This window comes from Halomonas sp. 113 (assembly GCF_904067645.1).
Classification (GTDB): domain Bacteria; phylum Pseudomonadota; class Gammaproteobacteria; order Pseudomonadales; family Halomonadaceae; genus Vreelandella; species Vreelandella titanicae.
On record NZ_LR881453.1, the window covers coordinates 261,226 to 281,294 of the forward strand.

Annotated in this window: 19 protein-coding genes; 13 read left to right on the forward strand and 6 right to left on the reverse strand. The window is 56.1% G+C overall.

The window, feature by feature from the left end; genetic code table 11:
* The first annotated feature begins 44 nt into the window (after positions 1-44).
* Positions 45-479, forward strand: a complete 435-nt coding sequence (locus tag YERSI8AC_RS01430) for a type II toxin-antitoxin system RatA family toxin (protein ID WP_022520728.1) — start codon at positions 45-47, stop codon at positions 477-479.
* A complete protein-coding gene (locus YERSI8AC_RS01435; protein WP_133731610.1) occupies positions 469-786 on the forward strand; it encodes an RnfH family protein in 318 nt (105 codons plus the stop codon). Before YERSI8AC_RS01430 ends, YERSI8AC_RS01435 begins: the two co-directional genes overlap by 11 nt.
* A 6-nt stretch (positions 787-792) precedes the next feature.
* Here YERSI8AC_RS01435 and bamE read toward each other — a convergent pair whose 3' ends face one another.
* A complete protein-coding gene (gene bamE / locus YERSI8AC_RS01440) occupies positions 793-1,251 on the reverse strand; it encodes an outer membrane protein assembly factor BamE (protein WP_027958232.1) in 459 nt (152 codons plus the stop codon).
* A gap of 72 nt (positions 1,252-1,323) precedes the next feature.
* Between bamE and fur the strand changes: the two genes are divergently transcribed.
* Positions 1,324-1,776, forward strand: a complete 453-nt coding sequence (gene fur, locus YERSI8AC_RS01445; protein ID WP_007111850.1) for a ferric iron uptake transcriptional regulator — start codon at positions 1,324-1,326, stop codon at positions 1,774-1,776.
* Positions 1,777-1,969: 193 nt separating this feature from the next.
* On the opposite strand, the gene recN is transcribed toward fur, so the two are convergent.
* The gene (recN, locus tag YERSI8AC_RS01450; protein WP_159175951.1) at positions 1,970-3,643 is read right to left on the reverse strand and encodes a DNA repair protein RecN; all 1,674 of its coding nucleotides are present in this window, start codon (positions 3,641-3,643) and stop codon (positions 1,970-1,972) included.
* Positions 3,644-3,853: 210 nt separating this feature from the next.
* Between recN and grpE the strand changes: the two genes are divergently transcribed.
* The 4 genes from grpE (at position 3,854) to YERSI8AC_RS01470 (ending at position 8,880) form a co-directional block, all read left to right on the forward strand.
* Positions 3,854-4,495, forward strand: coding sequence for a nucleotide exchange factor GrpE (grpE, locus tag YERSI8AC_RS01455; RefSeq protein ID WP_027958234.1), 642 nt, complete (start codon positions 3,854-3,856; stop codon positions 4,493-4,495).
* Positions 4,496-4,653: 158 nt separating this feature from the next.
* Complete coding sequence (dnaK, locus tag YERSI8AC_RS01460) at positions 4,654-6,588, forward strand: molecular chaperone DnaK (RefSeq protein ID WP_009287914.1); 1,935 nt, start codon at positions 4,654-4,656, stop codon at positions 6,586-6,588.
* 164 nt (positions 6,589-6,752) lie between these two features.
* Entirely contained in the window at positions 6,753-7,895 is a 1,143-nt protein-coding gene (gene dnaJ / locus YERSI8AC_RS01465) for a molecular chaperone DnaJ (protein WP_022520724.1), read from the forward strand.
* Between the two features lie 88 nt (positions 7,896-7,983).
* Complete coding sequence (locus YERSI8AC_RS01470; protein WP_159175952.1) at positions 7,984-8,880, forward strand: DMT family transporter; 897 nt, start codon at positions 7,984-7,986, stop codon at positions 8,878-8,880.
* Here the strand turns inward: YERSI8AC_RS01470 and YERSI8AC_RS01475 are convergent.
* From YERSI8AC_RS01475 to YERSI8AC_RS01485, 3 genes are read right to left on the reverse strand one after another with little or no spacing between them, the layout of a single operon-like run.
* Entirely contained in the window at positions 8,873-9,622 is a 750-nt protein-coding gene (locus YERSI8AC_RS01475; protein ID WP_159175953.1) for an ABC transporter ATP-binding protein, read from the reverse strand. The two genes, YERSI8AC_RS01470 and YERSI8AC_RS01475, sit on opposite strands and share 8 nt — an antisense overlap.
* Positions 9,616-10,731, reverse strand: coding sequence for a FecCD family ABC transporter permease (locus tag YERSI8AC_RS01480; RefSeq protein ID WP_051052127.1), 1,116 nt, complete (start codon positions 10,729-10,731; stop codon positions 9,616-9,618). Before YERSI8AC_RS01480 ends, YERSI8AC_RS01475 begins: the two co-directional genes overlap by 7 nt.
* The gene (locus YERSI8AC_RS01485) at positions 10,721-11,854 is read right to left on the reverse strand and encodes an ABC transporter substrate-binding protein (RefSeq protein ID WP_159175954.1); all 1,134 of its coding nucleotides are present in this window, start codon (positions 11,852-11,854) and stop codon (positions 10,721-10,723) included. The genes YERSI8AC_RS01480 and YERSI8AC_RS01485 overlap by 11 nt, the downstream gene beginning before the upstream one ends.
* Positions 11,855-12,113: 259 nt before the next feature.
* Between YERSI8AC_RS01485 and YERSI8AC_RS01490 the strand changes: the two genes are divergently transcribed.
* The 5 genes from YERSI8AC_RS01490 to greA all read left to right on the forward strand — a co-directional run bounded on the left by YERSI8AC_RS01490 (position 12,114) and on the right by greA (position 18,655).
* Entirely contained in the window at positions 12,114-12,395 is a 282-nt protein-coding gene (locus YERSI8AC_RS01490) for a DUF2218 domain-containing protein (protein WP_022520719.1), read from the forward strand.
* 116 nt (positions 12,396-12,511) lie between these two features.
* Complete coding sequence (gene dapB / locus YERSI8AC_RS01495; protein WP_159175955.1) at positions 12,512-13,318, forward strand: 4-hydroxy-tetrahydrodipicolinate reductase; 807 nt, start codon at positions 12,512-12,514, stop codon at positions 13,316-13,318.
* Between the two features lie 419 nt (positions 13,319-13,737).
* A complete protein-coding gene (gene carA, locus YERSI8AC_RS01500) occupies positions 13,738-14,883 on the forward strand; it encodes a glutamine-hydrolyzing carbamoyl-phosphate synthase small subunit (RefSeq protein WP_170834124.1) in 1,146 nt (381 codons plus the stop codon).
* Positions 14,884-14,951: 68 nt separating this feature from the next.
* Entirely contained in the window at positions 14,952-18,182 is a 3,231-nt protein-coding gene (gene carB, locus YERSI8AC_RS01505; protein WP_022520714.1) for a carbamoyl-phosphate synthase large subunit, read from the forward strand.
* Complete coding sequence (greA, locus tag YERSI8AC_RS01510) at positions 18,179-18,655, forward strand: transcription elongation factor GreA (protein WP_009287920.1); 477 nt, start codon at positions 18,179-18,181, stop codon at positions 18,653-18,655. Before carB ends, greA begins: the two co-directional genes overlap by 4 nt.
* An 88-nt stretch (positions 18,656-18,743) precedes the next feature.
* Here greA and yhbY read toward each other — a convergent pair whose 3' ends face one another.
* Entirely contained in the window at positions 18,744-19,070 is a 327-nt protein-coding gene (yhbY, locus tag YERSI8AC_RS01515; protein ID WP_022520713.1) for a ribosome assembly RNA-binding protein YhbY, read from the reverse strand.
* A gap of 114 nt (positions 19,071-19,184) precedes the next feature.
* Between yhbY and rlmE the strand changes: the two genes are divergently transcribed.
* Positions 19,185-19,832, forward strand: coding sequence for a 23S rRNA (uridine(2552)-2'-O)-methyltransferase RlmE (rlmE, locus tag YERSI8AC_RS01520; RefSeq protein WP_027958245.1), 648 nt, complete (start codon positions 19,185-19,187; stop codon positions 19,830-19,832).
* Positions 19,833-20,069 lie beyond the last annotated feature (237 nt).

A 20,069-nucleotide genomic window follows, 5' to 3' on the forward strand; every position in this document is an offset into this window, starting at 1 on the left:
TCCCATGATACGCTTTGGGCACTGTGAAGTCAGCGGAGAGGTCAATGCCAACCGTCAATCGTTCCGCCTTAGTGCGGCACACCCCCCAGAAAATGTTCGATCTGGTTAACGACTTCGAACGCTACCCGGAGTTTTTGCCAGGCTGCCGCCAGGCGCGTTTGCTCGAACATGATGATGTGCATCTGATCGGCGAAATGACCCTGGGTCGTGCCGGTGTTGAGCAAACCATCACCACGCGCAACGAACTTTTTGCGCCCGAGCGTATTGAGCTGTCGCTGGTAAAAGGGCCGTTCAAGCGGCTTAAAGGTCGCTGGCTGTTTATCCCCATGGGGGAGGATGCCTGCAAGGTGAGCCTTGAGATGGAGTTTGAGTTCGCCAACCGGCTGCTCAGTATGGCGTTCGGCAAACTCTTTCAGCAAATCGCTGGCCAGCTAGTCGATGCCTTCACCAAGCGCGCAAACGAGCTGTATGGGCGCTGAAGCGCTTACGGTTGAGGTAGCCTTCGCGTTGCCTTCCAAACAGCGCATAGTGGCTCTGCGCGTGCCTGAGGGCACTACGGCACGTCAGGCCGTTGCCTTGGCCGATTTGCCCACGCTCTTTCCTGATGTGCCCGGCGAAACCTTTGCTCAGGCGCCGCTGGGCATTTTCGGTAAAGCGCTACGCGAACCCGATACCCATCTATTACGCGACGGGGATCGGGTCGAAGTTTACCGGCCGTTGGCGATCGACCCCAAGGCCGCTCGCCTAGAGCGCGCTAAGCGTCAAGCGAGCGACCCGAAGCGTTAACCGCTTTTAAGGCTGTTGAACAGGCTGTGTGCCCTCAGGTGGCCGCGTCTGGGTGCTCTCTGTAGGGAGGGCATCCATTGGATCAACGCCTTCCGTTGCAGGCCCCATGCTGCTATCGCCTTCAAGCGGTAGCTCTTTGGATAGATCCCCTTCTTGCTCAATGTTCACCAGGCGGCCCTGGGGATCGAAGGTGAGCGTTACGCGACGCTGCTCTACGTCGCCATACGCTTTATCTAAACGAAACACATAATCCCACTGGCTGGCGTCAAAGGGCGCTTCCAGCAATGGCCTGCCCATTACGTAAGTCACCTGCTCTTGGGTCATGCCTGGCTGAAGCTGGCTGACCATTTCCTGAGTGACCAGGTTGCCTTGGGGAATATCGCGCTTGTACACGCCTACGTAGCTGCAGCCGCTAATGACAGTAAGGGCAACGGAGAGCGTGATGATTTGAGTCAATTTTTGCATTTGGGCCTATTCTTCACTATCGTGGTTTCGGTTGATCATACCCGACCTAACCAGTTACTGCGAAGAGCGACCATGGCCGATCAGAACCATGAATTGCGCAAAGCCGGTCTAAAAGTGACCCTGCCGCGCGTCAAGATACTTCAAATTCTCGAAAATGTTTCGGGTCAGCACCACCTTAGCGCGGAAGAAGTGTACAAAACACTGATTGATGCGGGCGAAGATGTTGGCTTGGCAACCGTATACCGCGTATTGACTCAGTTCGAGTCAGCGGGCTTGGTAATTCGTCATAATTTCGACGGAGGCCATGCGGTATTCGAGATGACCCAAGAGGATCACCATGACCACATGGTGTGCCTAGAAAGCGGTGAAATCATTGAGTTCGTTGATGAAATCATTGAACGCCGTCAGCAAGAAATCGCTGAAGAGCACGGCTACGAACTAGTGGATCATGCTCTGGTGCTCTATGTACGTCCGCGCGGTTCCGACGTGACGCGCCAGGACAGCGGGCCGACGAACAAGAAATAGTGTTCGTAGGTCGCTGTTAGTCGCAGACCGTTAATCGCGGTTCGAAATATAAGCGCCCCTGAGCCATTTGGCCGAATTCCTGGTTAACTGAATTCGCCAAGTGGATCAGGGGCGTTTGTTTTGCTGTGTGCAGATGTGCTGTATAGCTGTGCGCTATAGAAATGCACAGAAACGGCGCAGGGCGCCCGCTCAATCAGTGCGGCGGGCGTTGGCTGGCGTGCAGCATCTCCCGAGCGTGGGCGAGGGTTTGGTCAGAAAGCGTGACGCCGCCCAGCATGCGCGCCAGTTCGCTGATGCGGCCCTGTTCGTCGAGTAGCGCCATCTGGGTCAGCGTTGTATCGCGCTTCGCCTGTTTCTCGATATGCAGGTGCTGGTGCGCCTGTGCTGCCACCTGGGGTAGGTGGGTCACGGTCATGACCTGGCCGTTTTCGCCCAGTTTGCGCAGCAGTTGGCCAACGATCTCTGCGGTGGCCCCCGAGATACCCACATCCACTTCGTCAAACACCAGGCTGGGCACCGTTGAGTGCGTCGCCGCGACCACTTGAATCGCCAGGCTAATCCGCGACAACTCACCGCCGGAGGCGACTTTGGTCAATGGGCGAGCGGGTTGGCCGGGGTTGGCGCTAATCAAAAACTGCACGCGATCGAGACCTTCAGGGGAGGGCGCGTCTTTAGCGGTGACCTCCACTTCAAAACGGGCTTTGCCCATGGCCAAAAAGCCCAGTTGCTGCTGCACCTCTTTACCCAAGCGAAGTGCGGCTTTTTGACGGCTCTCGCTGAGTTTTTTCGCCTCTTGGCGATAGTCTTCGCGTAGCTCGACGACCCGCGCACTGAGTGCCTCCAGGTCATTGCCACCCTCTTCTAACTGCGCGACTTCCCGCTGTAGGTCAGCATGCAGGGCGCATAGCTCATCAGGAGCAACGTGGTGCTTGCGGGCAATCCGATGGACGTCGGTCATACGCTCTTCAACCCAGGCGAGCCGCTCAGGGTCTAATTCGGTGGTGCTGGCGAGGCGATTGAGTTCGCTGGAGGCCTCTTCCACTTGAATGCGCGCATCGCTCAGCATGGCAAGCGTGTTCGCCAGGGTGCCTTTGTCGCTACCTGGCAGGGCGCTTAAGTGGGTGAACGCTTGGTTGAGCAAAGAGAGAGCGCCGCCCTCGTCACTGGCGCAGCAGTCGGCGGCAAACTGGGTTTCGCGCAGGGTCTCTTCCGCGTGAGCCAGGGTGTGCTGCTCTTCCTCTAGCGTGGCTAATTCACCTTCCGCTAAACCGAGCTGATCCAGCTCTTCTACTTGGTAACGCAACAGCTGCCGTTTGGCCTCAACTTCACTGCCTTCTTCGCTTAGCTTCTTCAACTGCCGACGCGCACTGCGCCACTCGCGGAACGTTTCAGCTAATTGAGTGGTGGCATCGTTTAGGCCTGCGTAATCGTCCAGCAGGGCAAGATGGGTCTCTTCGCGCATCAGCGCATGGTGGGCATGCTGTCCATGAATCTGAATCAGCTGCTCGCCGAGGGATTTTAGATCCGAGATAGTCGCGGGTTGGCCGTTAATCCAGGCTTTGGAACGGCCGTTGGCGGTGACCACACGGCGCAGCAAGCACTCCTCGGCGGGAAGCTCCCGCGCCGTTAGCCACTCGACGGCGGCAGGCAGGTGCTGAATGTCGAAGCGTGCGGAGAGGTCCGTACGCTCGCGGCCGTGACGCACGCTTCCGGCGTCGGCACGCTCGCCCAGGCAGAGCCCAAGGGCGCCTAACAGGATCGATTTGCCCGCGCCGGTTTCCCCGGTAATCGCGGTCATACCGCCGGTCAAGTCGAGTTCTAAGTGATCGACAATGGCGAAATCTTGAATAGCTAGCTGAGTAAGCATGGCGCCTCCTGAGGCGGTACAGCATAGAAGCTGGATACTTATCCAATAGTTGTTGATTTATACAGTAGTTAATAACTCACTTCAATGCACCTCTTGAGATGGAATTTATGGCCCCCATATAGCGTGCATGATCAGTCAAAGCTAGTGACTTAAAGCTTACTTCTTTGCGCGCCGCCCGCGTGGCCGCGCTCTACTTTTTAGGAGCACAACATGGCGAAAGAACCGCAAACACCAATGGACGATGAGCTGGCCCGCCACGAGCAAGACGCCGATGGCGCCGAGCAAGCAGCTGAGAAGGTTGCTGAAGAGCGCTTGATGGAGGGCGAACTGGAAGGATTGATCAATGACGAAGAGGCGCTAGAAGACAGCGTCGACAACCCGGAAGCGGAAATGCTGGCAGCCCAAGTAGGTGAGTTAGAGCAGAGCTTGGCCGAAGCCAAGGATCAGGCCCTGCGCGCCGCCGCTGAAGCGCAAAACGTGCGCCGCCGTGCGGAGCAGGAAGCGGAAAAAGCCCGCAAGTTTGCCCTGGAGAAGTTCGTTAAAGAGCTGCTGCCAGTGGTGGATAGCCTGGAAAAAGCGCTTGAGACCATGGAAGAGGGTGCATCGGAAGTTCATCGTGAAGGTGTTTCCATGACCTTGAAAATGCAGCTGGATGTACTCAACAAGTTCGGCGTTGAAAGCATTGAACCCCATGGTGAACCCTTCGACCCGCAAGTGCACGAAGCCATGACCATGGTGCCTAACCCGGATCTCGAACCGAACACCGTGATGGACGTTATGCAGAAAGGCTATTTACTCAATGGACGCTTGGTGCGCCCAGCGATGGTTGTAGTGAGTAAAAAAGCCGATTAAGCCACTGGCGGCACAGAGTTTGAAAAAAGTGTGTGAAAAAAAGCCCTTGAAATGTCAGCGGCGGCCCCCAAATAAAGGGCAACCCCGCGGGGAAACCCGCAGACAAGCTTTAAAAACTAAATTTTCAGTTTTGTAACAACCGAATTCGAGGTATTGCTATGGGACGTATAATTGGTATCGACCTGGGCACCACTAACTCTTGTGTGGCCGTGCTCGATGGTGACAGCGCTAAAGTTATCGAAAACGCCGAAGGCGGTCGTACGACGCCTTCTATCATCGCCTACACCGATGATGGTGAAACGCTGGTAGGTCAGGCGGCTAAACGTCAGGCCGTTACTAACCCAGAAAACACCCTGTACGCCATCAAGCGTCTAATTGGCCGTCGCTTTAAAGACGACGTTGTCCAGAAAGACATCAAGATGGTGCCGTACAAAATCAGCGAAGCTGATAACGGTGATGCCTGGGTTGAAGTAAAAGGCAAAAAAATGGCACCGCCGCAGGTAAGCGCGGAAGTGCTGAAGAAAATGAAGAAGACTGCCGAAGACTACCTGGGCGAAGCAGTCACCGAAGCGGTCATTACCGTACCGGCCTACTTCAACGACAGCCAGCGTCAGGCGACCAAAGACGCCGGCCGCATTGCCGGTCTGGACGTTAAGCGCATTATTAACGAGCCGACCGCTGCCGCACTGGCCTACGGTATGGACAAATCCCGCGGCGACAAAACCATCGCGGTCTACGACCTGGGTGGCGGCACCTTCGATATCTCGATCATCGAAATTGCCGATGTCGACGGCGAAACCCAGTTTGAAGTGTTGGCCACCAACGGTGATACCTTCTTGGGCGGCGAAGACTTTGACTTGGCGCTGATCAACTACCTGGTAGACCAGTTCAAGTCTGACAGCGGCATTGATCTGTCTGGCGACAACCTGGCCATGCAGCGTCTGAAAGAAGCTGCCGAAAAAGCCAAAATTGAGCTGTCTAGCGCTCAGCAGACCGATGTGAACCTGCCTTACATCACCGCCGACAACACTGGCCCGAAACACCTTAACGTTAAGGTGACTCGTGCCAAGCTGGAGTCACTGGTCGAAGAGCTGGTTCAGCGCTCGCTCGAGCCGTGCAAAATGGCCCTGAAAGATGCAGGCCTATCTGCCTCTGAAATCGACGAAGTGATCCTGGTCGGTGGCCAGACACGTATGCCGATGGTGCAGAAGAAAGCCGCTGACTTCTTCGGCAAAGAAGCACGTAAAGACGTTAACCCGGACGAAGCGGTTGCCGTTGGTGCCGCGATTCAGGGCGGCGTACTGGGTGGCGACGTTAAAGACGTTCTGCTGCTCGACGTTACCCCGCTTACCCTGGGTATCGAAACCCTGGGTGGCGTGATGACGCCGCTGATCGAAAAGAACACCACCATCCCGACCAAGAAGACACAAACCTTCTCAACGGCGGATGACAACCAAACGGCGGTGACCATTCACGCAGTGCAGGGTGAGCGCAAGCAAGTGTCGCAGAATAAGTCGCTGGGTCGTTTTGATCTTGCTGACATTCCGCCTGCACCGCGCGGTGTGCCGCAGATCGAAGTCGCCTTCGACTTGGATGCCAACGGTATTCTGAACGTATCGGCAAAAGACAAGGCCACTGGCAAAGAGCAGTCGATTGTCATCAAGGCGTCTAGCGGTCTGTCCGAGGAAGAAGTCGAGCAAATGGTACGTGATGCCGAAGCTCACGCCGAAGAGGACAAAAAGTTCGAAGAGCTGGTGCAGCTGCGTAACCAAGCTGACGGTATGATTCACGCTACGCGCAAAACGTTGGAAGAAGCTGGCGACAAAGCGACTGACGACGAGAAGCAGGCGATTGAAACGGCCATCAGCGAGCTGGAAGAAGCGGTTAAAGGTGACGACGTCGATAACATTCAGAAGAAACTGGATGCACTGACCGAAGCCTCTGGCCAGCTAGCCCAGAAGATGTACGCCGAGCAGGCCGAAGCGGCGCAGCAAGAGGGCGGTGAAGGTGCCGAAAACGCGGGCACCAAGCCGGAAGAAGACGTAGTTGACGCCGAGTACGAAGAAGTCAACGACGATCAGAAAAAGCAGTAACATCCTCTTTCTGCCAAGGAAAGCGGTGACGCGGGAGCTTACTCCCGCGTTGCTGTTTCCGCGGCCAAGACGCACGTAGTTAAGTATCACGTAGTTAAATATACAGTTGAATACATAGCTAAATGTGCAGTTGAGTGCGTAGCTAACCAGGAGGCGTAGGGCCTATGTCCAAACGCGATTATTACGAAGTCCTGGGTGTCGAAAAAGGGGCCGATCAGAAAGAGATCAAGAAGGCCTATCGCCGTCTGGCGCAAAAATTCCACCCTGATCGAAACCCGGACGATACCACCTCCGCGGAAAAATTCCGCGAAGTGTCCGAAGCGTATGAAGTGCTTAGCGACGGCGAAAAACGCGCTGCTTATGACCAGTTCGGCCATGCGGGCGTTGATGGCCAAGGTGGCGGCGGTTTCGGCGGTGCTGGCGCTGGTGATTTCAGCGACATTTTCGGCGATGTGTTTGGCGATATTTTTGGCGGAGGTGGCGGTCGCCGCCGTGGCCCCAATGCCCCGGCACGCGGTTCCGACCTGCGTTATAACCTAGAGCTGGATCTGGAAAACGCCGTTTCAGGCACCACGGTGGATATCCGTGTGCCGCGGCATATCGAGTGTGATCGTTGTGATGGCGGCGGCGCTGAGCCCGGCTCTTCTAAAGAGACGTGCCCTACCTGCCACGGTCACGGTCAAGTACGTATGCAGCAAGGCTTCTTTGCTGTGCAGCAGACTTGCCCGACCTGTCATGGCTCTGGCCAGCACATTAAAGTGCCGTGCCATAAGTGTAATGGCGAAGGCCGTGTACGTGAGACACGCACGCTGTCCGTTAAGATTCCGCCCGGTGTGGATACCGGCGACCGTATTCGCTTGAATGGCGAAGGCGAAAGCGGCGTGAACGGTGGCCCGCCTGGGGATCTGTATGTGCAGGTGGCGATCAAGCCGCACCACATCTTCCAGCGTGACGGCAAGCACCTGCAGTGCGATGTGCCGATCAACTTTGTTGATGCAGCGCTAGGTGGCGAGCTTGAAGTGCCGACGCTAGATGGCCGCGTGAAGCTGAAGATTCCGCCGGAAACCCAAACAGGCAAGTTGTTCCGCCTGCGCGGTAAAGGCGTGAAGCCCGTGCGCGGTGGGATGCCCGGCGACCTGCTGTGCAAAGTGGTAGTGGAAACACCGGTGAAGCTTAACGACGAGCAGCGCGACCTGTTGCGCAAGCTGCAACAAAGCTTCGACGACAGCAATAGCCACAACCACTCGCCGAAGAAAACCGGCTTCTTTGATAGCGTGAAAAGCTTCTTTGAAGATATGAAGCCGTAAGTCTGAGATAATAGTAAGCAGTTAGGTGTTTAGTCCAAAAACCCTCGGTTCACCGGGGGTTTTTGCTGTTTAGGAAATACTGCACGCAATGGATCACCTTGAAGAAAGGCCCACCATGGGTATTTTGCTGCGGATACTGTCAGGTGCCCTGTTTACCGGGATGCTGGTGTGTATTAAGGCAGTCAGTGACGAAGTGCCTGTGGGGCAGTCGGTATTTTACCGCTCGCTGTTTGCGCTGCTGCCTATCGTCGTTTTCCTTTTGCTGCGGCGGGAGTTTCCACGTGGGTTGGCTACGCGCCGCCCGCTGGGTCATGCGCTGCGCTCTGGGTTGGGGGCGGCGGCAATGTTTGCCTCCTTTGCTGCGGTGGCGCTGTTGCCAGTGGCCGAGGCAACATTGCTCGCTCAGCTTACCCCGGTCTTTATGGCGATTGGTGGTGTTCTGCTGCTGGGGGAGCGCTGCTCGCTTAATCGCGCGGGTGGTGTGGTGCTGGCGCTTGCCGGGGTGGCCGTGCTGATTTTGCCTGGGCTCAATGCCAGTTCCAGTAACGGCCAAGTGGTCGGGTATGCGCTAGGGGCGTTGGGTGCGCTGCTAACGGCAGGTGCTTTATTAACCGTCAGGCGTATTTCACGCACCGAGACAGCGGCTTCAATTGCCTTCTACTTTATTTTAGTGGCCGCGCTAGCCGGGCTGGCAACGCTCCCACTGGGCTGGGCGGCACTCAATCAGGTAGAGTTTTCGCTGTTGGTGCTCTCGGGCCTGTTTGGCGGTGCTGCGCATATCGCGATGACATTAGCTCTACGCTACGCCGAGGCGTCGCGTTTGGCACCTTTTGAATATATTGCCCTGGTGTGGCCCGTCCTCGCCGATTGGGTGCTGTTTGGAATACCGGTCTCCAGCGGCTTCCTGCTAGCGCTACCGCTGATGTTAAGTGGGGTAGCGCTAGCGGCGATGGAAGGGCGGCGGCTTAGGAAAAGGGCTAGATAGCGGCTTCGACGATAAGCTGCGGCTGACCTTTCGAGCAGGACTCGATACGCGTAGATACCCGATAAACCTGACGTAGCAGCGCAGGGGTAATCACTTCGGCAGTGGGGCCGCAGGCAATCAAGCGACCATTTTCGAGCATCATGGCGGCATCGGCGAAGCGTAGCGCATGCCCTAGGTCATGGAGTGCTACCAGAATCAGCATTTGGCGCTCGTCGGCTAACCGGCGCAGCACCGTCAACAGGCTGATCTGACGGTTAAGGTCGAGTGCCGAGGTGGGCTCGTCCAGCATCAGAATCTCGGGCTCTTGCACCAGGGCCTGGGCAGCGCTGACCAACTGGCGCTGGCCGCCGCTAAGGTCGCCGATATCGCGTTCGCCAAGAGCCGTAATGCTGAGTTCCTCCAGCGCGCGATCAACCTGCGCTAAATCCTCAGGCTGCACTTTTAATCCGCGCCCCTGCATACGTGCCAAAAGCACTGATTCATAGACCGTCAGCACGGCCTTGGCACCGGTGTCCTGGGGCATATAGCCCACGGGGCGCTCGGCGCTGGTGCCGCTGATGATCACTTCGCCTTCGCCTTTCAATAATCCTAACACGCGGCGAAAAAGTGTCGATTTACCCGCCGCATTGGGCCCCAGCAAGGCCACGACTTGCCCACCTTGAAAGCAAGGCGTGGTGATCTCTTCCAGAATAGGGCGACGCCCGTAGCGAGCGGATACACGGTTCAGTTGTAGGGTTACCATGAGGCCTTCTTGTGGTTAAGCACCAGAAATAGAAAGAAGGGAATGCCCACCAGCGAGGTGATAATGCCAATGGGAATAATGGTGCCAGGAATAATAATCTTGGAGATGACCGAGCCAACGGAGAGGATCAGTGCGCCGCACAGGGCCGAGCCTGGTAGGAAGAAACGCTGATCCTCGCCCAGTAAAATGCGCGCGATATGCGGCCCCACCAAGCCAATAAACCCAATGGTGCCCACGAACGCCACCGCGATGGCGGCAAGTAGTGACACCAGCACCAGCACTTCCAAACGCAGCGCGCGGGGATTGACGCCCATGCTCTCGGCTTTGGCGTCGCCCAGGCGCATGGCCGTCAGCGCCCAACCATGCCGGGCAAGCAGCGGCATGGATAAGGCAAGAATGCTAAGGGCGATCCAGAACTTGGGCCAGGTGGCTTTGGTTAAGCTGCCCATCGTCCAAAACACCACCGCGGAGACCGCTTCCTGGCTTGCAAAGAACTGAATCAGCGCCATCAGCGAGTTGAAGATAAACACCATGGCGATGCCGAGCAGCACAATCGTCTCTACCGTCACGCCGCGCTTAAGGCTTAAAGCATGAATTAAGAACGCGGTGAACATGGCCATCACGAAGGCATTGATGGGCACCACAAACTCAATGGCTGCGGGAACAATGGCGACACCAAAAGCAAGCCCCAACGCGGCGCCAAAACTGGCCCCGGCGGAGATCCCCAGGGTGAATGGGCTGGCTAGCGGGTTGCTCAGAATGGTTTGCATCTGTGCCCCGGCCACCGACAAGCTGGCGCCCACTACTAGCGCCATCAGCGCCACTGGCATACGAATTTCCCACAGAATGACTCGCGCCTGCTGGCTAACGCTGTCTGGCGTAAACAGCGCTGCGATGACTTCACCCAGGCTATAGCGGGCAGGCCCCAGCGCCAGGTCAACACAGAGGCTAAAAAACAGCGCTAAAACCAGTGCCACCAGTATCATCTGGCGGCGGAAAACCTGGCTATGGTAGAAGGCGCGACCCTGTGAAACATGCTCTGCTAACGCAGTTTCTGGGTGCCTGGTCTCTGAAAGACTGGCTTCAGTGAACTTCGTTTCAGTCGTCATGGAGCGAGATCCAATAGCCGGGTTCATAATCGATGGGCAAGAAACGCTCGTGTAGCTCTTCCATCGTGGCGTTGGGATCCAGGTCTTCAAACAGCTCTGGGTGTAGCCATTTGGCTAACTGCTGCACGGCCACAAAGTAGTAGGGGCTATTGTAAAACTGGTGCCAAATGGCGTGGAAGTTACCGGATTCCACCGCCTTGATGCCGGTCATCGCGGTGCGCTCGGTCAGTGCTTCAAGCTTAGCGCGAGCGCTTTGCATATCAGACCCAGGGCCTACGCCGACCCAGTTGCCACCCGGCACATAGGCATCCCAGTTGCCGCCGGTGACAACCACATGATCAGGGTTGGCAGCAATAATCTGTTCAGGGTTCAGGTTGCCGAAACTGTTAGGAATGATGCCCTCGGCAATATTGCTACCGCCAGCCAGGGTGACATAGTCGCCAAAGTTGGCAGGGCCAAAGCTCATGCAGCACTCGTCGGAGTAGCCACCGGCCCGGTCAATAAACACGCTGGGGCGCTCTGGGTTCGCTTCGGCGATGACATCGGTTACCCGTGCCAACTGTGTCTCGGCAAACTCGATGAACTCTTCCGCCGCTTCTTCATCGTCCATGATCTGGCCGATGATGCGCATGGAGGGAATGGTGTGTTCAATCGGGTCTTCGCGAAAATCCACATAGACGATGGGAATGCCGAGTTGTGCCAGCTTGTCGTCGTAGGCGGCGTCTTCTGTGGCGGCTTTGGCCTCGATGTTCATCAGCACTACGTCAGGATTAAGCGAGGCGGCCTGCTCTACGTCAAAAGTGCCGTCTTTAAAGCCGCCAAAGGTGGGGATCGCTTCAATCTCTGGGAAGCGTTCGGCGTAACGGGCATAGTTGTCGGGATCCGCTTGAGAAAAGTCTTCGCGCCAACCGACCACGTGGGCAAAAGGAGCTTCAGGTTCGAGTAAACCGAGCAGATAAATTTGCCGCCCTTCGCCTAAAATAACCCGCTCGGCAGGGCCATCCAGAGTGATTTCGCGGCCAGCGACATCGGTGACGGTGATAGCGTCAGCCATAGCAGTGGCGCCGCAAGCAAACGTGATAAGCGTACCAAGCAGGATTTTTAAGCGCGGAGAATTGAGCATTTTTTAACTCGTTGGTCGATATTGGTTAACAGGGCGGCATCGCTGATGCGCATTAACGGTGATAGCACAGAGATGCAATTGCTATTGTAACTGATTAGCGTTTGGGCGGCATTATTAGGGTGCCGCGCTTAATGGTCAACATGCTACGCTTTATACTGAGCATTTATCCTACGGTGATGGCTTCACATATTTGGCTCTAACGGCTCATTGTTGAAGGATTACTTGGTTTGTAAGTACTTACATTTTTGGAGAGGCCGCTATGCCTTTATCTCGTGTCGAAGTTGCCACGCCTTCCGCCGAGCGTTTAATTAATCGGCTCTGTAAACACTGGGCGCATAAGCTGGAGGTCGAGCAAAGCGATCAGCAGGCCACCATTACGTTTGCCACTGGCACCTGCTTAATGGTTGCTGAGGCCGATAAATTGGTGGTGGCCCTCGAAACCCTGGAAGAGGAGCATCTGGATGAGTTGGAGGGGGTCGTCGAGCGCCACCTGATGCGTATGGCCGGTGATGAAGAGTTGGCGATTGTGTGGGAGAACTAGATAACGACTGGTCAGCTATAAACGGAGAGCGTCGAAGGCATCGATGGGTCTGCTATAATCGCGCTGATTTTGAAACATAAGTCTTACGCACTGAAACCTAGAGCTCAGGAGTTCGCATGACCCGAATTGCCATTGTAGGCGTGGCTGGCCGCATGGGCCGTACGTTGGTAAATGCTGTAGAGCAAGATGCTGAGGCGACGCTAGCTGGCGGGATCGTGGAGCCAGGCAGCTCCTTGGCGGGCGCTGATATTGGCGAGCTTGCAGGTGTCGGGAAGCGCGGCGTTGTCGCGGTCGATTCGCTCACGTCGATTGCCGATGATTTTGATGTGTTGATCGACTTCACGGCCCCTCAGGTCACGCTTGGTAATCTGGCGTTCTGCGCAGAGCACGGCAAACGTATCGTGATTGGTACTACTGGCATGAGCGATGATGAGTTGGCTCAGCTCGATAGCTACCGCGACAAGGTAGCCATGGTGTTCGCGCCCAATATGAGCGTCGGGGTTAATTTGACCCTGAAACTGCTCGAAACCGCTGCCAAAGCGCTGGGCGATGAAGGCTACGATATTGAAGTGATCGAGTCTCACCACCGCCATAAGGTTGATGCGCCTTCCGGCACCGCGATCAAAATGGGCGAAGTAATTGCCGACAGCCTGGGGCGTAACCTTAAAGAGCACGGCGTGTTTGAGCGAGTCGGGCAGTGCGGCCCACGCACCGACAAAGAGATCGGCTTTGCCACCGTGCGTGCGGGCGATATCGTGGGTGAACACACGGTAATGTTTGCTACCGAAGGTGAGCGCATCGAAATCACTCACAAGGCCTCCAGCCGGATGACCTTTGCCAAAGGTGCGGTTCGCGCGGCGCGCTGGGTCGCTGGTAAAGAGAGCGGCCGTTACGACATGCAGGATGTATTGGGGCTAGAGTAAGGGATTGCCTGTCACTGCTTGAGCAGGGCGCTAGAACAGTCCTGTCATCAAGGGGTAGTCTTCGACCAAGAATTCCTGTAACATTTCAAAAATTTTGGCCGGGTGGCCTGGAAATCTTAAACGGCGCGCTTGTTGCGTTGGTCAACCCAAAGCCTGCCTCCTCAGGGTTTGCTGCTATAAAGCGGTGCTGCTGTTAAGCGTAACGCTAGAGGCTAAGCAAATCAGAAAGGCATCGAACAACAAGCGGGATGAAACCGATTCTTTTTATCGGCTTCGTCCCGCTTTTTTACGACCCCAGTTTTACTAGTGATAGTTTTTATTAGCGATAGTGTTACGTCGCGGATAATCAAGAAATTGCTGAGCCTGCGCCCCACAGGCTCCCACCAGCATGGGAGGATCTTGTTTTGAATAACCCCGCATTGAGCAAACCCGCAATATTGGCCCTGGAAGATGGCAGCGTGTTCCACGGCATTGCCATTGGCGCGGACGGATTAACAAGCGGTGAGGTGGTGTTCAATACGGCCATGACCGGCTATCAAGAAATCCTCACCGACCCTTCCTACACCCGCCAAATCGTTACCCTCACCTATCCCCATATCGGCAATACTGGCATTAACGCTGAAGACATTGAGTCAGCTTCTATTGCCGCAGCAGGTTTGGTGATTCGCGATTTACCGCTAATGGCCAGCAGCTTCCGCTCTGAGCAGTCGCTGTCGGACTACCTGAAAAGCCAGAACGTGCTGGGTATTGCCGATATCGATACCCGCCGCCTAACGCGCATTTTGCGTGATAAAGGTGCGCAGAACGGGGCGATTCTGGCCGGGGTAGATGCTGAGGGCGATGATGCGGTCACACGGGCGCTGGAAGCCGCCAAGGCTTTCCCTGGCCTGAAGGGGATGGATCTGGCCAAAGAGGTGTCGTGTAAACAAGCCTACGAGTGGTCGGAAGGTGAGTGGACGTTGGGTGAAGGCTACGCTGATGCTTCCAAAAGCGAGCGCCCCTACCATGTGGTGGCGTACGACTACGGTGTGAAATTCAACATCCTGCGCATGCTGGCCGCTCGCGGCTGCCGCTTGACAGTCGTGCCCGCGCAAACGCCTGCTGCTGAGGTGCTGGCGATGAATCCGGATGGCGTGTTTTTAGCCAACGGCCCTGGTGACCCGGAGCCCTGCGATTACGCCATCAAGGCAATTCAGGACGTGCTGGAAACCAATATTCCGGTGTTTGGTATCTGCCTGGGCCACCAACTGCTGGCGCTCGCCGCCGGGGCGAAGACGGTCAAAATGAGCCACGGCCACCACGGTGCCAACCACCCGGTGCAGGATCTGGATAGTGGCACTGTGATGATCACCAGCCAGAACCACGGCTTTGCGGCGGATGAAGCGACCCTACCCGCTAACGTGCGCGCCACGCACCGTTCGCTGTTCGACGGCACCTTGCAGGGAATCGAGCTTACCGACCGACCGGCGTTCAGCTTTCAAGGCCACCCGGAAGCGAGCCCCGGTCCGCGTGATGTGGCGCCGCTGTTTGATCGCTTCGTGGCTATGATGCAGGCACGCCGTTAACGCGTCCCTAGCATCACCGTATTGCCGTCTTTTGTCGCTCATCGTCACCATTTTTTGCGGGAACCGTTATGCCTAAGCGTACCGACATCAACAGTATCTTGATCATTGGCGCTGGCCCGATTGTGATCGGCCAGGCCTGCGAATTCGACTACTCCGGCGCCCAGGCGTGTAAAGCGCTGCGCGAGGAGGGTTACCGGGTTATTTTGGTTAACTCCAACCCCGCCACCATCATGACTGACCCGGCCATGGCCGATGCCACCTACATCGAGCCAATTACCTGGCAGGCGGTGGAGAAGATCATCGAAGCCGAGCGCCCTGATGCCATTCTGCCGACCATGGGTGGTCAGACGGCGCTGAATTGCGCCCTCGAGCTTGAAAAGCATGGCGTGCTGGAGAAGTTCGGCGTGGAGATGATCGGTGCCAACGCCGATGCGATTAACATGGCCGAAGACCGCGATCTGTTCGATCAGGCCATGAAGCGCATTGGCTTGGAGTGCCCGAAAGCGAAAGTCGCCCACACCATGGATGAAGCCTGGGAGATTCAGGCTGAACTGGGTTTTCCGACCATTATTCGTCCTTCCTACACCATGGGCGGCTCTGGCGGCGGCGTGGCGTACAACAAGGAAGAGTTCGAAGAAATCTGTACCCGCGGTTTCGAGCTCTCCAACAACCACGAGCTACTCATCGATGAGTCGCTGCTGGGGTGGAAAGAGTACGAGATGGAAGTTGTGCGTGATAAAAACGACAACTGCATCATCGTCTGCGCGATTGAGAACTTCGACCCCATGGGCGTGCACACCGGCGACTCCATCACCGTGGCGCCGGCGCAAACGCTGACCGATAAAGAGTATCAGATCATGCGTGACGCCAGCCTCGCGGTACTGCGCGAGATTGGCGTAGAGACCGGTGGCTCTAACGTCCAGTTTGGTATGGATCCCAAAACCGGCCGTTTGGTAGTTATCGAGATGAACCCGCGGGTGTCACGCTCTTCAGCGCTGGCCTCAAAGGCGACCGGTTTCCCGATTGCTAAAATCGCCGCGAAATTGGCGATTGGCTATACCCTGGACGAGCTGCAGAACGATATTACCGGTGGTCAAACGCCGGCATCGTTCGAGCCGTCTATCGATTACGTGGTCACCAAAATTCCGCGCTTCACCTTCGAGAAATTCCCCCAGGCCAACGACCGCCTGACCACCCAGATGAAGTCAGTGGGTGAGGTGATGGCGATTGGTCGCACCTTCCAGGAGTCGCTGCAGAAAGCCCTGCGTGGCCTGGAAACTGGTAACGATGGTCTTGATCCGATCATTACCGATTTCACGCCGGACAACATGGCAATTATCCAGGGCGAGCTGCAGGCCGCCGGCGCAGAGCGTATTTTCTACGTGGCAGACGCCATGCGTTCCGGCATGAGCGTCGATGACGTCTTTGCCCTGACCAATATCGACCCTTGGTTCCTGGTGCAGTTGGAAGATTTGGTGCTGACTGAAAACGCCGTCGCCAAACGTACGCTGGCTGACTTCTCTGCCCGTGAGCTCTATCAGCTCAAGCGCAAAGGTTTCGGCGATGCACGCCTGGCCAAATTGCTGAATGTCAGCGAAAAAGAGTTCCGTCAAACCCGCCAGGCCGCCGGCATTCGCCCGGTTTATAAGCGTGTCGATACCTGTGCCGCGGAGTTTGCCTCTGATACTGCCTATATGTACTCCACATACGAAGAGGAGTGCGAGGCGGATGTTTCTGACCGTCAGAAGATCATGGTGCTGGGCGGTGGCCCTAACCGTATTGGCCAGGGTATCGAGTTCGATTACTGCTGCGTTCACGCCGCCTTCGCCATGCGCGATGACGGCTATGAAACCATCATGGTCAACTGCAACCCGGAAACCGTCTCGACCGATTACGACACCTCTGATCGTCTCTACTTCGAGCCGGTAACGCTGGAAGACGTGCTGGAAATCGCCGACAAAGAGAAGCCGGTGGGTGTGATCGTTCAGTTCGGTGGTCAGACGCCGCTGAAACTGGCCCGTGAGCTAGAAGCTGCCGGTGTGCCGATCATTGGTACCACGCCGGATGCTATCGACCGCGCAGAAGACCGTGAACGCTTCCAGGTGATGATCGACAAGCTGGGCCTGAAGCAGCCGCCCAATGCCACGGCGCGCAGCTTTGCGGAAGCCTTCGATAAAGCCGAAGCGATTGGCTACCCGTTGGTGGTGCGCCCGAGCTACGTGCTGGGTGGTCGGGCCATGGAGATCGTCTACGATGCCTCCGAGCTTGAAAATTACATGACCCACGCGGTGAAGGTCTCAAACGACTCCCCGGTACTGTTGGATCACTTCCTGAGTGCTGCAATCGAGATCGATATCGATGCGGTGTCGGATGGCCAGCAGGTGGTGATCGGCGGCATCATGCAGCACGTAGAGCAAGCGGGCGTTCACTCCGGCGACTCTGCCTGCGCGCTGCCGCCTTACTCGCTGCCTGCGGATGTGCAGGACGAGATGCGCCATCAGGTGAAGCAGATGGCGGTTGAGCTGGGCGTTAAAGGCTTAATGAACGTGCAGTTGGCCTGGCAGGATGGCGAGATCTATGTGATCGAGGTGAATCCCCGCGCTTCGCGTACGGTGCCCTTTGTGTCCAAGTGCATTGGCACCTCGCTGGCGCAGATCGCAGCGCGCTGCATGGCCGGTAAAACCCTGGCTGAGCAGGGCTTTGAGCAGGAAATCGTACCGCACTTCTATAGTGTTAAAGAGGCGGTCTTCCCGTTCAATAAATTCCCCGGTGTCGACCCGATTCTCTCGCCGGAAATGAAGTCCACCGGTGAAGTGATGGGCTCTGGCGACACCTTTGCAGAAGCCTTCTTCAAGGCGCAACTGGGGGCAGGTGAGGCCATTCCTGGGCTTACCGGTGAGCGTAAGGCATTCCTTTCCGTGCGCGAACCGGACAAGGCGGGGATTATCGAAGTGGGGCGTTCTCTGTTAGCATTAGGCTTTACGCTATGTGCTACACGGGGAACAGCGGCTGCTTTGGAAGCTGCCGGGCTTGCCGTGGAACACGTCAATAAAGTCTACGAAGGCCGTCCCCATATTGTCGATCTGCTTAAGAACGACGAAATCGCCTACATTGTGAACACTACTGAAGGTCGTCAGGCTATTAACGACTCTTCGGTCATTCGCCGTACTGCTCTCTCGCGCAAGGTGCCCTATGCGACCACCTTGGCGGGCGCTAATGCTGTTTGCATGGCGCTTGAGTACGGTAGGGAGATTACGGTGCGGCGCCTTCAGGATCTGCATGCAGGAGCAAGTCAATGAACAAGGTCCCGATGACAGTTGCGGGAGAAAGAAGCCTTCGTGAAGAGCTCGACCACCTTAAAAGCGAAGCTCGTCCGCAGGTGATCGCGGCCATCGCCGAAGCACGTGAACACGGTGATCTTAAAGAGAACGCCGAGTATCACGCCGCTCGCGAGCAGCAAGGGTTTATCGAAGGGCGGATTCAGGAGATCGAAAGTAAGCTCTCCGTCGCTCAAGTGATTGATGTCACCAAGCTGCCCAAAACCGGCAAAGTGATTTTCGGCGTTACCGTATCGCTAATGAATCTGGATACTGATGCGGAAGTCACTTACCGTATCGTCGGCGAAGATGAGGCGGACATTAAGTCTGGCCGTATCTCGGTTACTTCACCGATTGCCCGTGCCCTGATCGGCAAAGAAGAGGGTGATGTCGTGGTGGTCAAAACACCTGGCGGTGACGTGGAGTACGAAGTAGGTAGCGTCGAACACGTATGACAAAAAACGCCCCTTCGATTGACTCTGGAGTCGGTTGAAGGGGCGCTTTCGTACGGCGACACTCTATTGCACGCGTTGAATTTAACGCTTAATGGCGGCCGTGGTGGTTCTCAAAGCGGGTAACGTTAGAAAGCTTCGGGTTCACCTGCGGATTTCTGCGATAGAGCAGCGCCATTTTGCCAATGGTTTGCACCAAGTCGGCACGGCTGTTGGCGATCAGTTCGGCTATCATGGCAGCACGATCATCCCTCTCAGGAAGGGCAAGTTTCACTTTGATCAGTTCGTGATCAGTGAGTGCGCGGTTGAGTTCTGCGAGCAAATTTTCGGAGACGCCGTTCTCAGAAACGGTGACCACTGGGTTAAGATGGTGGCCAATGCTACGAAATGCTTTCTTTTGTGCCTGTGACAAGCTCATGGTATCTTGCGGTATCCCGGTTAGCGCTTAACGCTCCATCTTACGGTGAAACGTCACCGAGTGAAAGTGATCGCGTGAATGCGCCCATCTCTTATTCCAGTGTTAGATTCCCACATGCAGCAAAAGCCCCCGAACCGAAAACATTCCGTTAGCAAGACCAGCAATAACTGGAAGAAGGAGCATTTTGACGACCAGTACGTGAAGCAGAGCTGGCAAGATGGCTACCGTTCCCGTGCCAGCTATAAGCTGATTGAGTTGGATGAAAAAGATAAACTGCTGCGTCCCGGTATGACGGTGATTGATCTGGGCGCCGCCCCCGGCGGGTGGAGTCAAATTGCAGCGGAAAGGGTAGGGCCTGAAGGTGTGGTGATTGCCTCTGATATTCTGGAGATGGATGCACTGGCCGGGGTGGATTTTATCCAAGGTGATTTCACTGAAGAGGCGGTGCTGGAGGCGATACTAAAATGCCTGGATAATCGCCGTGTAGACCTTGTGATGTCGGATATGGCCCCCAATATGAGTGGTATGGCGGCGATTGATCAGCCCCAGGCGATGTATTTAGTGGAGCTAGCGTTAGAACTTGCCCGCGAAACGTTGTCACCTGGTGGCCGGTTTTTAGCTAAAGTATTCCAGGGGGAAGGGTTTGACGCCTATTTGAAAGAATTGCGCGGCAGCTTTAACAAGGTAGTAACCCGTAAGCCAGACGCCTCCCGGGCGCGTTCCCGTGAAGTCTATTTTCTGGCCGAAGGGTTTCGCGGGTGACTCTCCTTAACATGAGAGGCTGCCCGTGTGGTTCATAGCCAAGATTTATCAGCGCGATTGCCAGACAGGCAAGCGCAACGTGTGTCACATTAGTCGCCATAAGTGCGCGTGACACAGATGGCCCGAGGCATAAGACGCTTTGGCAATGGTTGAACGCTTGATGCTGATGTAATGTCGTATTACTAAGCTTATTGGTAAAAGACTTTATGAAGCACCAGGGTTTAACTGACGGATTCT

Coding starts and splice junctions, on each gene's coding strand:
- YERSI8AC_RS01430 (WP_022520728.1), top strand. CDS start 45: ATGCCAACCGTCAATCGTTCCGCCTTAGTGCGGCACACCCCCCAGAAA.
- YERSI8AC_RS01435 (WP_133731610.1), top strand. CDS start 469: ATGGGCGCTGAAGCGCTTACGGTTGAGGTAGCCTTCGCGTTGCCTTCC.
- bamE (WP_027958232.1), bottom strand. CDS start 1,251: ATGCAAAAATTGACTCAAATCATCACGCTCTCCGTTGCCCTTACTGTC.
- fur (WP_007111850.1), top strand. CDS start 1,324: ATGGCCGATCAGAACCATGAATTGCGCAAAGCCGGTCTAAAAGTGACC.
- recN (WP_159175951.1), bottom strand. CDS start 3,643: ATGCTTACTCAGCTAGCTATTCAAGATTTCGCCATTGTCGATCACTTA.
- grpE (WP_027958234.1), top strand. CDS start 3,854: ATGGCGAAAGAACCGCAAACACCAATGGACGATGAGCTGGCCCGCCAC.
- dnaK (WP_009287914.1), top strand. CDS start 4,654: ATGGGACGTATAATTGGTATCGACCTGGGCACCACTAACTCTTGTGTG.
- dnaJ (WP_022520724.1), top strand. CDS start 6,753: ATGTCCAAACGCGATTATTACGAAGTCCTGGGTGTCGAAAAAGGGGCC.
- YERSI8AC_RS01470 (WP_159175952.1), top strand. CDS start 7,984: ATGGATCACCTTGAAGAAAGGCCCACCATGGGTATTTTGCTGCGGATA.
- YERSI8AC_RS01475 (WP_159175953.1), bottom strand. CDS start 9,622: ATGGTAACCCTACAACTGAACCGTGTATCCGCTCGCTACGGGCGTCGC.
- YERSI8AC_RS01480 (WP_051052127.1), bottom strand. CDS start 10,731: ATGACGACTGAAACGAAGTTCACTGAAGCCAGTCTTTCAGAGACCAGG.
- YERSI8AC_RS01485 (WP_159175954.1), bottom strand. CDS start 11,854: ATGCTCAATTCTCCGCGCTTAAAAATCCTGCTTGGTACGCTTATCACG.
- YERSI8AC_RS01490 (WP_022520719.1), top strand. CDS start 12,114: ATGCCTTTATCTCGTGTCGAAGTTGCCACGCCTTCCGCCGAGCGTTTA.
- dapB (WP_159175955.1), top strand. CDS start 12,512: ATGACCCGAATTGCCATTGTAGGCGTGGCTGGCCGCATGGGCCGTACG.
- carB (WP_022520714.1), top strand. CDS start 14,952: ATGCCTAAGCGTACCGACATCAACAGTATCTTGATCATTGGCGCTGGC.
- greA (WP_009287920.1), top strand. CDS start 18,179: ATGAACAAGGTCCCGATGACAGTTGCGGGAGAAAGAAGCCTTCGTGAA.
- yhbY (WP_022520713.1), bottom strand. CDS start 19,070: ATGAGCTTGTCACAGGCACAAAAGAAAGCATTTCGTAGCATTGGCCAC.
- rlmE (WP_027958245.1), top strand. CDS start 19,185: ATGCAGCAAAAGCCCCCGAACCGAAAACATTCCGTTAGCAAGACCAGC.